The organism is Streptomyces sp. CA-179760 (assembly GCF_050937045.1).
In the GTDB taxonomy this organism is placed as follows: Bacteria; Actinomycetota; Actinomycetes; order Streptomycetales; family Streptomycetaceae; genus Streptomyces.
On the sequence record NZ_JBNJLZ010000001.1, the window covers coordinates 5190799 to 5203084 of the forward strand.

13 protein-coding genes, 1 tRNA gene and 1 pseudogene are annotated in these 12286 nt (G+C 66.4%); 9 read left to right on the top strand and 6 right to left on the bottom strand.

The genetic code is table 11. The features are described 5' to 3' along the window. The first annotated feature begins 21 nt into the window (after positions 1-21). The gene (locus ACQEV8_RS23460; protein WP_432963338.1) at positions 22-261 is read left to right on the top strand and encodes a hypothetical protein; all 240 of its coding nucleotides are present in this window, start codon (positions 22-24) and stop codon (positions 259-261) included. 274 nt (positions 262-535) lie between these two features. Here ACQEV8_RS23460 and ACQEV8_RS23465 read toward each other — a convergent pair whose 3' ends face one another. Together ACQEV8_RS23465 and ACQEV8_RS23470 are read right to left on the bottom strand one after the other, a co-directional pair. Then, the gene (locus tag ACQEV8_RS23465) at positions 536-1786 is read right to left on the bottom strand and encodes a DUF418 domain-containing protein (protein WP_432963341.1); all 1251 of its coding nucleotides are present in this window, start codon (positions 1784-1786) and stop codon (positions 536-538) included. A gap of 140 nt (positions 1787-1926) precedes the next feature. After that, positions 1927-2454, bottom strand: coding sequence for a hypothetical protein (locus tag ACQEV8_RS23470; RefSeq protein WP_432963344.1), 528 nt, complete (start codon positions 2452-2454; stop codon positions 1927-1929). Positions 2455-2794: 340 nt separating this feature from the next. On the opposite strand from ACQEV8_RS23470, the gene ACQEV8_RS23475 reads away from it, so the two are divergent. The 3 genes from ACQEV8_RS23475 to ACQEV8_RS23485 all read left to right on the top strand — a co-directional run bounded on the left by ACQEV8_RS23475 (position 2795) and on the right by ACQEV8_RS23485 (position 5587). Next, on the top strand, positions 2795-3460 hold the full coding sequence (locus ACQEV8_RS23475; protein ID WP_432972931.1) for a response regulator: 666 nt from the start codon (positions 2795-2797) through the stop codon (positions 3458-3460). Further along, positions 3460-4596, top strand: coding sequence for a sensor histidine kinase (locus ACQEV8_RS23480; RefSeq protein WP_432972934.1), 1137 nt, complete (start codon positions 3460-3462; stop codon positions 4594-4596). Before ACQEV8_RS23475 ends, ACQEV8_RS23480 begins: the two co-directional genes overlap by 1 nt. A 346-nt stretch (positions 4597-4942) precedes the next feature. Continuing rightward, the gene (locus ACQEV8_RS23485; RefSeq protein WP_432963347.1) at positions 4943-5587 is read left to right on the top strand and encodes a LysE family translocator; all 645 of its coding nucleotides are present in this window, start codon (positions 4943-4945) and stop codon (positions 5585-5587) included. Between the two features lie 252 nt (positions 5588-5839). On the opposite strand, the pseudogene ACQEV8_RS23490 reads toward ACQEV8_RS23485, so the two are convergent. Then, a pseudogene (locus ACQEV8_RS23490) lies at positions 5840-6179 on the bottom strand (DUF1152 domain-containing protein); the annotation flags it as partial. A gap of 104 nt (positions 6180-6283) precedes the next feature. After that, positions 6284-6357, bottom strand: a tRNA-Gly gene (locus ACQEV8_RS23495). A 550-nt stretch (positions 6358-6907) separates the two neighbouring features. Here ACQEV8_RS23495 and dcd point away from each other — a divergent pair. The 4 genes from dcd (at position 6908) to ACQEV8_RS23515 (ending at position 10028) form a co-directional block, all read left to right on the top strand. Continuing rightward, a complete protein-coding gene (gene dcd / locus ACQEV8_RS23500; RefSeq protein ID WP_432963350.1) occupies positions 6908-7483 on the top strand; it encodes a dCTP deaminase in 576 nt (191 codons plus the stop codon). Between the two features lie 41 nt (positions 7484-7524). Continuing rightward, a complete protein-coding gene (locus ACQEV8_RS23505; protein ID WP_432972937.1) occupies positions 7525-8034 on the top strand; it encodes a phosphoribosyltransferase in 510 nt (169 codons plus the stop codon). Positions 8035-8231: 197 nt separating this feature from the next. Further along, positions 8232-8915 carry a hypothetical protein gene (locus ACQEV8_RS23510; RefSeq protein WP_432963353.1) on the top strand — a complete coding sequence of 228 codons (684 nt, stop codon included), beginning with the start codon at positions 8232-8234 and terminating at the stop codon, positions 8913-8915. A gap of 27 nt (positions 8916-8942) precedes the next feature. Beyond that, positions 8943-10028: a helix-turn-helix domain-containing protein gene (locus ACQEV8_RS23515; RefSeq protein WP_432963356.1), complete on the top strand. Its 1086-nt coding sequence runs from the start codon at positions 8943-8945 to the stop codon at positions 10026-10028. Positions 10029-10458: 430 nt separating this feature from the next. Here ACQEV8_RS23515 and ACQEV8_RS23520 read toward each other — a convergent pair whose 3' ends face one another. Together ACQEV8_RS23520 and ACQEV8_RS23525 are read right to left on the bottom strand one after the other, a co-directional pair. Then, a complete protein-coding gene (locus ACQEV8_RS23520; RefSeq protein ID WP_432963359.1) occupies positions 10459-11022 on the bottom strand; it encodes a GNAT family N-acetyltransferase in 564 nt (187 codons plus the stop codon). Then, positions 11019-11792, bottom strand: a complete 774-nt coding sequence (locus ACQEV8_RS23525) for a GntR family transcriptional regulator (protein ID WP_432963362.1) — start codon at positions 11790-11792, stop codon at positions 11019-11021. Before ACQEV8_RS23525 ends, ACQEV8_RS23520 begins: the two co-directional genes overlap by 4 nt. 159 nt (positions 11793-11951) lie before the next feature. On the opposite strand from ACQEV8_RS23525, the gene ACQEV8_RS23530 reads away from it, so the two are divergent. Beyond that, positions 11952-12284: a hypothetical protein gene (locus ACQEV8_RS23530; RefSeq protein WP_432963365.1), complete on the top strand. Its 333-nt coding sequence runs from the start codon at positions 11952-11954 to the stop codon at positions 12282-12284. The last annotated feature ends 2 nt before the right edge of the window (positions 12285-12286 follow it).

The window sequence follows — 12286 nt, forward strand, 5'->3', positions numbered from 1 at the left end:
GGAGTCCCCATACCCGTACTCATGGCCAAGGGCCGGCAGGGCTCGCTGAGCAGGCCGGACGGCCGCCGGTTCAACCTGACGCGCATGGGCATCGGCCGGCAGTCCGCTCCGCGCCCCGGACTGCGCGGCGTGCTCGGGCTTCACCACCGTGGCCGCCTCGGTACCTTCGCCGTGCTGTACGGCCACGGCCGGTTCCTCGACGCGCTGTTCGCCGAGAACCCACCCACCCGGACGAGTCCATCGAGCACATCACCGGCCTGATGGCGGAGGACATCGGTGAACCGGCGACCTGCACCACCTTCGCCGGCCTCCTCCAGGCCATCGAGCGCCATGGGCTGAGCACGCGCGCACGATCCCCGCACCGCTCGGCGCCGCAGGCACCCGGCATACCGGCCAACGGTGGTGGCCCTGCCAGGCGGAGCTGAAATCAGTCGGCCAGGACCACAGCCGAAGCCCGCAAGGGCGATCCCCTTGCGGGCCGGGCAGGCCGTCCAGGCCGGGATGGGGCATGAAGCCGAGCCACCCCGGCCGGGTGTCATCGGATGTACTTGGCGGGCTTGGTGGCGGCGTTGAGCAGGTATTCCAGGGGGCCGCGGCGGAAGAAACGGGACCAGATGGTGGCGAACACGATCGCCCCGAGGACGTACATGATCAGGGGCAGCCAGGACTGCTGGGTGCCGGTTCCGGCGGGCGTGGACAGCGCGGACTGTGCGACGAAGTGGCCGACGTAGGCGGTCAGGGACATGGTGCCCACGGCGATGACCGGCTTGGCCAGGCGGCGCAGTCGCGGCAGGCGGTCCATCGCCATCGTCGCGCCCACGATCACGAGGATCGCGACTCCGACGCTGCCGATGATGTCGAACGTGGTGCCGCTGTGCGGACCGGCCGCCAGGAGCGACGACGCCGGCATATCGGGGAACGACCCCGCATCGGGGGGCATCGATCCGCTGTCGATCGGCATCGACCCGGAGCCGCCGGACGACGACCCGCCTTCCGCGAGGCTCCGCAACGCGTCCTTGCCGGCGAGCAGCAGGGACATGCCGTACGCGGTCACGGTGAGGGTGGCGCCGAGCGCGGCGAGGCGCTTCTGGACAGTGCGGGAGGACAGGTCGAGGCGGCCCAGTGCCATGCCGGCGATCACGAAGGACATCCAGGTGAGCGCCGGGTAGAAGCCGGTGAGCAGCAGATCGAGCACTCCCACCTCGCTGAGGTGGCGGAGCGGGTCGTAGGTGTTGATGCTCTGCTGGACCGAGGGAGTCAGCAGCGAGGTGAGGGCGAACGCCAGCTGCGGTGTGACGAGGGCGAACGCGGCCGCGATGATCGCGAGGGTCCTGGCGCGCAGGCGCGCCAGGGGCAGGGCGAGCAGGAAGTAGACCCCGTAGAAGCCGAGGATGATCACTCCCCCGTACTCGATCGCCATCACGGTGCCCAGGGCCAGCAGGACCACGGCGCGGATCGCGATGCGGGCTTTCGCCTGCCGGCCGGCCAAGCCGGTCTTGGGCTCGCGTCGGCCGGCGAGCAGCATCAGTGAGAACCCTGCGAGGGTGGCGAACAGGACCGACGAGTGGCCGTCCGATATGTACCGGATCCAGCTGGCGACGCCGGTCGTGGCGGACAGCGGGGGGCCGATGTGCACGACGTACATGCCGAACACCGCCAGCGCACGGGCCAGGTCCACCCCGACCAGGCGTCCCATCGAGGGGTGGCCGGGGGCCTGCCCGGCGGACTCGGGCGAGGTCCGGGGCGGCGGAGCCGGTGTCTCCTGCGGCGGCTGTATCTGTGTCATGCGGAGAATCTCGCGTGGATGTCAGGGGGCAGACCACCCGGCAGGCGTCGGTGACACCCCCGCCGACCGGCCGGGACCGCCCCGCCGACCGGCGGAACAGCGCCGCGCCGGCCGGTCGGGGGCCCGGACGGCCAACTGCCCTATTTGATAACGGCGTTGGCCGCCACGACCGCAAGCCCGAGCAACGCGTCCACTGTGCCGATCTTCAAGGCGGAGCCCCACGTGCGACCTGCGGCACGGGCCGCGAGCAGGCCCCAGGCGAACAGCAGCACCACGTTCAGGGCGAAGGCCGCGTACTCGATGCCCGCCGAGGGCCACCACCCCCAGGCCGCGCCGAGCAACAGGAGCAGTGTCGGCCCCGTCGCCACCACCAACGGCCACTCGGACAGCAACAGCCGCACCGCGGCGCGCACACCGTGATGGGTCCGGTCGCCGCGCAGGGCGATCAGATGTGCGTAACCGTGCGCCAAGGCCGATGCGACGGCCGTGACCAGGAGCCACTGGGCGCTGCTGAGCCGGTCGGCGGGCGCAGTCTCACCCTGTTCCGTCAGGGCGGCGACCATGGAGCTGGCCAGTACCGCCCCGTACACGCCCCCGAACAGCACATGGGGCCGCGCCGCACAGCGGCGCAGAGCACGGACAGGCCGACGCAGGGACAGGCGGGGCATGGCTGGGTGATCCTCTGACGGTACGGGAAAATCGACTGCGGTCCGCAGACTCGGGCGGGCCCACGGATCGATCCCACCGGACGAGAACCACGGACACCATCCGCCGAGCCTCGCCCACCCGCCCGCCGACGGGCCGGAGCGCTCCCCCCGACCGGCTGGAACCGGTCTGCCGGGTGGCGGGTGTTCACAACGGCCGCATCGTCGCGCGCCGTGCCGGACGTACTGTCGAAAGCAGGCGATCACCGTACGGGAACGTGGACGGTCCGATGCGGAGTGCACGGGGCGCCGAGAAGCTGGACAGAGCAGACGAGTGTGAGGCGGAACGCCGGTGATCCGGGTAGTGGTGGTGGACGACGAGGCGCTGGTGCGGTCCGGGTTCGAGCTGATCCTGAACCTCTCTGACGGCATCCAGGTCGTGGCGACCGCGGAAGGAGCGCAGGCAGCCGACGTGATCCGGCGCGAGGACCCGGACGTCGTGCTCCTCGACATCCGCATGCCGGACGTGGACGGCCTGACCGTCCTGAGGGAGATCCAGACGCTGCCCGAGCCGCCGGCGGTGGCCATGCTGACCACCTTCGACACCGACGAGTACATCCTGACCGCGCTGCGCTCGGGAGCCGCGGGCTTCCTGCTCAAGGACACCGAGCCCGAACAACTCGCCCAGCTCGTACGCACTCTGGCCGCGGGAGGGGTGGTGATGTCCCCGAAAGCCTCGCGGGTCCTGCTGCGCGGCCATCCGGGGGCCGGCGCGCCCCAGGACGCGGACGTGGCGCGCGTGAAACGGCTCAGCGACCGCGAACGTGACGTCCTCGTCCTGATCGCGGAAGGACTCTCCAACGCCGACATCGGCATCCGCATCCATCTGAGCGCGGGCACCGTCAAGGACCACGTCAGCTCGATCCTGACCAAGCTGAGGGTCTCCAGCCGCGTCCAGGCGGCGCTCCTCGCGGAGCGGGCCGGACTGCTCAGCGACGACGGCGCCGACACGGCACGGAGCAACGGATGATGAGCACGGGGCAGGCACTGCGGCGGCGGGTGCCGCCCTGGGCGGTCGACGCGGGCCTCGTCGTGCTCGCCGCGCTCGACGCCTGGATCAACCTTTACGGCGAGGCGACGACGTTCATGTGGGCCTGCGCCGCCCTCGGCTGCGCCGGACTGCTCCTGCGCAGGCGCTTTCCACTGGCCGTCTTCCTGCTGACACTGCCCATGACCCTGATCATGGACGTGGCAGTCGCACCGATCACCGCCCTGTACACACTGGCCGCGCGCACCCGCAACCGCCCCCTGCTGGCCGGCTGCGCCCTGCTGAACGCGGCGGCCACCACCCTCGCCTGGCCCCTGTCCGACACGTTTTCCGGCGACACGTTTCCCGGCGACCGGACCTGGACGCTCATCGAGTTCGTCTACACGCTGGCCATGGCCTTCGCCCCGATCCTGTGCGGCCAGCTCGTGCAGGCCAGACGCGACGTGGCCCGCCAACTCGTCGAGGTCCAAGTGGCCCGCGAACACGAACGCGCCCTGTACGCCCAGACCGTCCTCGCCCGCGAACGCGCCCAACTGGCCCGCGAGATGCACGACGTCGTCTCCCACCAGGTCAGCCTCATCGCCGTACAGGCCGGAGCCCTGCAGGTCGCCGCCAAGGACCCCGACGCCCGCGACGCCGCCCGCACCATCCGCACTCTGAGCGTGAACACCCTCGACGAACTCCGCCACATGGTCACCCTGCTGCGCGCCTCCGGTGGCAAGGACACCGAACTCACGCCGCAGCCCACCCTCGCCGACCTCCAGCAGTTGATCGCCAACAGCGGCATCGAGACCACCCTGACCGGCGGGCTCCCGCCCGGCATCAGCACAACCGCCCAGCGCACCGTCTACCGCACGGTCCAGGAAGCCCTCACGAACGTACGCAAGCACGCCCCCGGCGCCCGCGCCGAGGTGCGCCTGTGGCACGACGCGCAGCACTTCGGCGTCACCGTCGCCAACACCGCCCCCACCCGCCCCTCCGTCGCCCTGCCCAGCGCCCGGCACGGCCTGATCGGCCTGAGAGAACGCGCCGAACTGCTCGACGGCACCCTCACCGCCGAACCCACCCCACAGGGCGGATACAACATCGGACTACGGGCCCCCACCCGGCCCACCTGAGCACAGCCCGCCCGTCGCAGACCGACGCTCCTTCGCGGAACGCGACCTGGGCCCCGTACCTCCCGGCCGAGGCGCTGACGAAGGTCCCCTTGCACAGGGCCTCTACCCGATCTTGCGGAGACACCGGACAGATGACGTCAGGGGTTCGCGTGACCAGGGTGGCGTCGGCTCAGCACTTGATGCCGTCGGCGGGCAAGGGCAGTGCCGGGGTGCATGAAGACACCCAGCGGCAAAACCGTATTCTGCAGCAGGCGAGACGGGCGCTGCTGATGCGTCGTAGCCGTCCGTCGCAATTGGGCGACCCATTCCGTATCAGGTGCCCGACGAACCACCAGGAGGTTGACCGGTGATCACTCTGACCGCAGTCGGAGGAGTGGCCCTGGTCGAACTGGGCATGGCCCTGACTCCGGGACCGAACATGATTCACCTCGCCTCCCGCGCGATCACTCAAGGCCGCAGAGCGGGCCTGGTCAGTCTCAGTGGAACCGCCGTGGGTTTCGTGTGCTACCTGTTGGCCGCGGCTGCGGGCCTGTCCGCGCTGTTCGCCGCCGTGCCGGTGGCGTTCATGGTGGTCAAGCTTGCCGGGGCCGCCTACTTGGCCTACCTCGCCTGGGGCATGCTCAAGCCCGGCGGCAGCTCGCCGTTCGCCCCGGCCCAGGATCTGCCTCCGGTCTCAGACGCCCGCCTGTTCTCGATGGGGTTGCTGACCAACCTGCTCAACCCCAAGATCGCTCTGATGTACGCCGCCCTACTGCCCCAGTTCATGGACCCGCATGCAGGTCCGGCCTGGGGGCAACTGCTCCAGCTTGGTGGTGTGCAGATCATCGTGGGGCTCTCCGTGAACGCTCTGATCATGCTGGGCGCAGCGCGGGTGTCGGGGTTTCTGGCCACCCGGCCCCGCGCCATGACCGCCCAGCGGTTCACGGCAGGCGGCCTGCTCGGCGCCTTCGCGCTACGCACCGCCCTGTCCCGCGCTCCTGCCAGCACCTGAGCCCGGCGTTCAGTGGCACCTGTGGGTGCCAGAGCACTCACCCCAGCTCCCATCCCGTCTGCCTGGGTCGATGGCAGACGGGATGGGAGCTCCCCGCGCACGCCACAACTCCGCCGGCACCCGCGAACGGCGCCCCCTCCATCTCGGAGCCTGAGTGCCCCCGCCGGAGGCGTGTTCTTGGCCCGCGTATGACTTCCTTGCTTCTGCCCGCATGCACGTAGCGCGCCGCACTTGAACCCGTGAAGAAGGTTGTTATCCAGTCGTGGATGTGATGCGCCACAGGGGTGCGTCGTACTGCTCAGGCGGCTGTTGATGAGCAGTTGGCGCAGATCTTCGCGCAGGGAGCCGGTGAGGTTCAGGGCCTCGGTGATGCGGCGGAATGTCGTGTGGGTGACTCCGCGGTTCTGCACTGGTGGCTGGTCCTTGAGCCATGCGGCCTTGTTGCGCTCGTAGTCGATTTCCGAGTAGCCGCAGATCTCGCGGCTGTGTGCTTCTGCCTCGTCCAGGGTGGCGGTCGTCAGGATGGCGCGGGCCAGCTGGTTGCGGCTCAGCGCCTCGTCAGGTCGACCTCGTGGACGGTCGGGCCTTCGTCGGCCGCCCAGCGTGGGCTTCAGGCCGATCCTGTGCTGACGTTTCAGTTGTCGCCAGTCTGGTTGACAGCAAAACGGCCCAGGTCTCTGACCTGGGCCTTCTTCGTGGAGCGGGTGACGAGAATCGAACTCGCGCTCTCAGCTTGGGAAGCTGATGTTCTACCATTAAACTACACCCGCGTAAGACGCCGACGGAGTCGGTGTGCGAACGCTCGTCACTTTACCTCATGCCAGGCCCTCGGTGTTGATGCCGCGGGGCCTGAGGGCGCTTCAGGGGTGGGATGCGGCTGCGGGTCACCGGAGTTGGGGCGTACGGTGGGGGTGTGGGCGAGGGTCCGGGCGGGACCGGAGTGCCGCCTCGAAGGCTGTCTCTTTCATCCCGTACTGTGGCTTTTGTCGTCAGGCAAGCACCAGCCAGACGCGGCTCTTGGGGAAGGGACTCTTGGACTTGATGGAGCGCACCGTCGTCCGTTGTGCCGATGGGCACGTGTTCACCACCGCTTCGTTCCCGATGCAGCAGGCCGAGCGACTCGGTCCCGGCCGGCTGCTCCGGTGCCCGCGGTGTACGCGGCTCCGGAGCGTCGTGCCCGTCAGCTATCAGAAGCGGTAGCTAGCGGCTGCGAGCGGTAACGAGCAGAGCGAACAGCGGACAAAGACATAGCCAAAGGGCATAAGGCGCGCGGAGTCGTCCGGTTGTGGTCGCTCCGCGCGCCTTGCGTATCCTCGGGGCGTGCTTCTCTCAGACAAGGACATCCGGGCCGAGATCGACGCCGGACGAGTACGTATCGATCCGTTTGACGACGCGATGGTGCAGCCGTCGAGCATCGATGTGCGGCTGGACCGCTACTTCCGGGTGTTCGAGAACCACCGGTACCCCCACATCGACCCCTCCGTCGAGCAGAGCGATCTGACGCGGCTCGTGGAGCCGGAGGGTGACGAGCCGTTCATCCTGCACCCGGGGGAGTTCGTCCTCGCCAGTACGTACGAGGTCATCACGCTGCCCGACGATCTCGCCTCCCGGCTGGAGGGCAAGAGCTCGCTGGGGCGGCTGGGGCTGGTGACGCATTCCACCGCGGGGTTCATCGACCCCGGCTTCAGCGGTCATGTGACCCTGGAGCTGTCCAACCTCGCCACCCTGCCGATCAAGCTCTGGCCGGGGATGAAGATCGGGCAGCTGTGCATGTTCAAGCTCAGCTCGCCCGCCGAGTTCCCCTACGGGAGCGAGCGGTACGGGTCGCGGTACCAGGGGCAGCGAGGGCCGACGGCCTCCCGGTCCTTCCTCAATTTCCATCGGACCGAGGTGTGAGCGACCGCAGCATGAGCGACCCCGGCATGAGTGACACGAGCATGAGCGGTGAGCGGGAGAATCTCACCTACGAGCGGTTCGGGGTCGCCGTACGCGAGCTCGCGCAGGTCATCGCCGACGACGGGTACGAGCCCGACGTCGTGCTCAGCATCGCCCGCGGCGGTGTCTTCGTGGCCGGCGGGCTCGCCTACGCCCTGGACTGCAAGAACATCCATCTGGTGAATGTGGAGTTCTATACCGGCGTGGGGACGACCCTCGAGATGCCTGTCATGCTCGCCCCCGTCCCCAACGTGATCGACTTCTCCGAGAAGAAGGTGCTGATCACCGACGACGTCGCCGACACCGGCAAGACGCTCAAGCTGGTGCGCGACTTCTGCCTCGACACCGTCGCCGAGGTACGCAGCGCCGTGGTCTACGAGAAGTCCCAGTCGCTGGTGAAGTGCGAGTACGTGTGGAAGCGGACCGATGAGTGGATCAACTTCCCGTGGAGTGTCTTGCCTCCAGTACGTAAGTTGGGGCAACCGATCACTCCTTCTAAAGAAGCGCTCTGACCTGCACACATTCTCCATGCGTCGCCTGTAATCATGTGACTGGGCCTCGGTTCGAGCCGGGGCCCATGCGCATGTCCGGCGCGTCAATCTGGTGGAAGAGAGGCCTTGTTACTTGACGGTAGCCTCGTGTCGAACTAAGGTTCGACTAAGCCCGGTTCCAAAATTCCGCCCTCAAGTGAGGTAGAATTTTTGGAACGATGATCGGGGAGGACTCTATGGAAGCCGTGTGCCACGTCGGTGATGATGCAGTCCAGCGGCTGCACACCCTCGGGCTCGCACCCAACGACATTTACACGCCGTTGGGTAAGGCGTCGGCCGAGGCCCGGCTCGCTACGGAGCTGGACTCACCCGGCATGGCCGGCTACACGTTCTGGTCGCGCTGCAACCGGTTCTTCCGGGAGCAGATGCAGGAGAAGGCTGGTTGGGGGTACAGCAACTCTCAGCAGATCCTTCGGTGCCTTCATCCGACTGAGCGATTCGCTATCACGGCCGTCAGTGCTTCCGGTCCCGTGGGTGACGAGAACGCCTCTTGGTCGGGTGCCATTCGAACTAAAAACCCCAAGGGCCCTGCCATGGCTCGGCTCGTTCAGCGGAATGAGGAGCAGCTTGCGCTGTTCCCGATTCCTGGTCAGCGGGTCGAGGTTCCTGACGTGAACGAGTTGCCTACATGGTTCCTCCTCTACAAGTCGACGAAAGAAGGCCTCTCCTTCGAGCTTTCCATGCCCGTCCAGATGCATGGGAAGTACGTCGACACCTGGCGTGAGCGCATCATCCTCCCGGAAAACCCCTTCCGTGGGCCGGAGTTCGACATCAAGCGACTGGATGAGGTCGTTGAAGATGTGGCCGTCGAGGTCCCGGTGGAGTTCAAGGGAGCCATTTAACCCGCACTACCTATGGAGATGGTTGTCATGTTGACTTCCTCGCGGCTAGTTCTTGCGCGAAAGCGAAGGCGGATGACGCTATCTCGGCTGGCGCAGGAATCCGGGGTTTCAGTGCGCAGTCTTACGGCCTTCGAGAATGGCCACAAGCAGCCGTCGCCTGAAACTCTGGATTCCTTGGCGGCTGCTCTCGAAGTACCGCTTTCATTCTTCGCGGCGTCAGAAGTTGAAGAGATCGAAGTGGACGCTCTATCTTTTCGCGCACTCTCAAAGATGAGTGCGTTGGACAGGGATGCCGCGCGCAGTGCCGGGCGACTGGCGGTCGAGATCAATCAGTGGATGGAAGATCGGTTCACCCTGCCAGGGCCCGACGTCCCAACACTCCCTCACCTCACCCCAGAAGATGCGGCAGAACGAGTGCGCGCACTCTGGGGGCTTGGCGAGGCGCCTATCCCAAATATGGTTCACCTGCTGGAGTCGCATGGAGTGCGGGTGTTCTCGCTGGCTGCTGATTGTGCCGCTGTGGATGCGTTCTCGATGAGGTGGAAGGAGAAAACCCCATTCGTCTTCCTCAATCTCGAAAAAAGCGGCGAGCGGGGGCGCTTCGACGCGGCTCATGAGCTAGGTCACCTCGTCTTGCATGCCGCGCACCGAGTTCCTCATGGTGCAGAGGCGGAACAGGAAGCGCAGCAATTCGCTTCTGCCTTCTTGATGCCGCGATCGGGTATCTATGCTCAGATGCTCCATGGCGCAGACACTAAAAGAGTTCTGAGCGCGAAGAAGAAGTGGAAAGTGGCGGCAGTGGCTCTCGCCTATAGGTTGAAGGATCTGGGGCTTGTCACTGATTGGGGGTATCGCACTACCGTTAAGCAGCTCTCGCAAATGGGATATCGCCGTAGCGAGCCGAACGGAATTATGCGTGAGACTTCGCAGCTTCTAAGTAAGGTATTCTCTGCGCTGCGGGCCGGCGGATTTTCGTCGTTGAAGATTGCCGATGACCTGGACATTACCGTTGATGAATTGAATAGGCATGTCTTTGGGTTGGTTCCGTTGGCCCTTGAGGGTGAGAGGGAAGGGGCACCCGCTTCATCCCGTCCCAATCTTCGATTGGTGTAGATAGATCCCTCTCACCGCAACCCACCACATCCCCAGCTCCCATCCCGTACGCCGTCGACCCACACACCGTGGAGCGGGCGTGGTTCATGGCGTCCAGGTGGAGCGCGCCACTGTACGAACGACCTGGACGCCATGGGCCGCGTCTGCTCGGCTCTGCCTGGGTCGATGGCGTACGGGATGGGAGCTCCCCGCGCACGCCACTACGGGCCCGCAGTCGGGAACGGCGCCCCCCTCCATCCCGGTGCCGGCCGATCCCCCGCCGGAGGCATTGTCTTGACCGCGGGGCGTCCTCTGCGGTGATCGACTCATGGGCCGTAGTTCGCTGCGGCCCAGGGGGCGGCCCCCTGCGCCGCAGGCGTGTGGGGGCCGCCCCCAGGGCCAGCCCGCGCCTTGCGCGGGCACTTGATGAGGTAGAGAAACCTGTAACAGCTCAGGCCCAGAGCGGTTCAGGACTCGGTGTCTCGTCGGCAAAGCCATGATCGGCCAGCCGGGCGGGGCGCTGGGCAAGCCAGCCCGATACACGCGGGCCTCCGTTAACGGCAGAGCCTTCGAGGACGGTCCTCATGTGCTGGAAGCCTTGGTCCAGGTAGTACCGCTGGAGCCGCTGGTTGGTCGTCCAAGCGTCGAGTCGTATCCACTTGGCTGCTGATCGGTACGCTCGGTCGCCGGCCCAGTCCAATAGCCTGCTGCCAAGGTCTCGCCCTGCGTAATCGCGGGCGACAGTCAACTTGTTGATGAACATCGAGGGCTCGGCGAGCTCCTCATCCGACCACAACCCCTCTTCGACCTCCGGGGTGAGGGTGACCGTGCCGGCCGTACGCCCCCCGTCCCTCAGCATGAAGACAGTCCCAGCCTCGATCGTGACCAACAGGCGGTCTGCCGGGTAGGGCCGACTCCATTGATCGCTGCCCAGCGCGCTGATCCACGAGGCTGCCTCCTCACGGAAGGCAAGCAACTGATCCAGATCGGCAGGGGTTGCGGTGGTGATTTTCACTTGACGTCGTTCTCATTCCGGGCGGACAAGTCGCCGATCTCGTAGTTCATGCGGTTCAGGTCGCCTCGGAAAGTGGTGATCGTGCAGCGCACCGGGCGCTCTGCGGTGTATCCCGTGCGGGTCCAGAGCAGAACGGGTACTCCAGGGCCGATCTCCAGAAGGTGCGCCTCCTCTGGTGTGGGCATCCGGGTGGCGATCTCGTCTGCATACCCAATCTGCTCGATGCCTAGGCTGGCGAGGTACCGCGTGGTCCCCTCCGCGACATCGCCCGGCTCGGACAGACGGGGCGCCTCCTGGATCAGCCAATGGGGGTAGTGCGTCGCCTGCGTCGACCACGGCACATCATCGACAAAGCGGTGGCAGAACCGAAGCACGGAGTGTGAGTCCGTCTCCACCTTCAACCGCTGGGCGATGTACTCGGGGGCCGTGGTCAGCTCGACTCGAAACGTCTGGTGCGGCCTGCGCCCAGAGTTCGTGACGTCAGTCGAGTAAGCGTCGCCGTTCTGCGGGAAGGTCAGGTTCTCGAAACGCGAAGCATTCAGCTCGAAGACTTCGTGCTTCCGCACCTCGTAGCCCAGGCCCTGGCTCGACGTGATGAGTCCTTGGCTCACGAGCAGGCTCAGACCAGACCGGACGGTGTTCCGCGAAGCTTCGAAGCGAACCGCAAGCTCAGCCTCCGATGGCAGCCGTGCGCCTGGCCCGTAGATGCCCTTGTCGATCTCGCGCCGCAGCGCATCGGCCACTTGCTGGTACTTCGGCTGCTTGCTCATGAACCCATCATGACTCACTCGCTCAACTTGTTGGTACATGCTCGCGCAAAGTGCTTGACGGCTCACATCCAGTGGGGCAATCTCTAGGTATCGGCTTGTACCAACAAGTTGAGCAAGAGGTCCAATGGGCCTAACGCTGACCTGTTCAAGGGGATGACTATGCCGTCCTTCAAGATCGACACTTCGACCGCTGTGGTGTTCGTCGCGACTGCGCCGGAGCCGAAGCTGATCAACAAGAAGACCGGTGAGCGGGCCATGGACCGGGAGAACCCGGCCGTGGGTCTGTCCACGGTGGGTCTGCTGGTCTCGGATGAGGGGGAGGGGAACCTGTACCAGGTGACCGTCCCGGAGACGGGTTACCCGGAGGGTCTGGCGCCGGGCATGCCGGTCAAGGTCACCGGCCTGAAGGCGCGTGACTGGGAGAACGAGTTCAACGGCCAGAAGAAGCACGGGATCTCGTTCCGCGCGGTCGCGATCACCCCGGTGGCCTGACC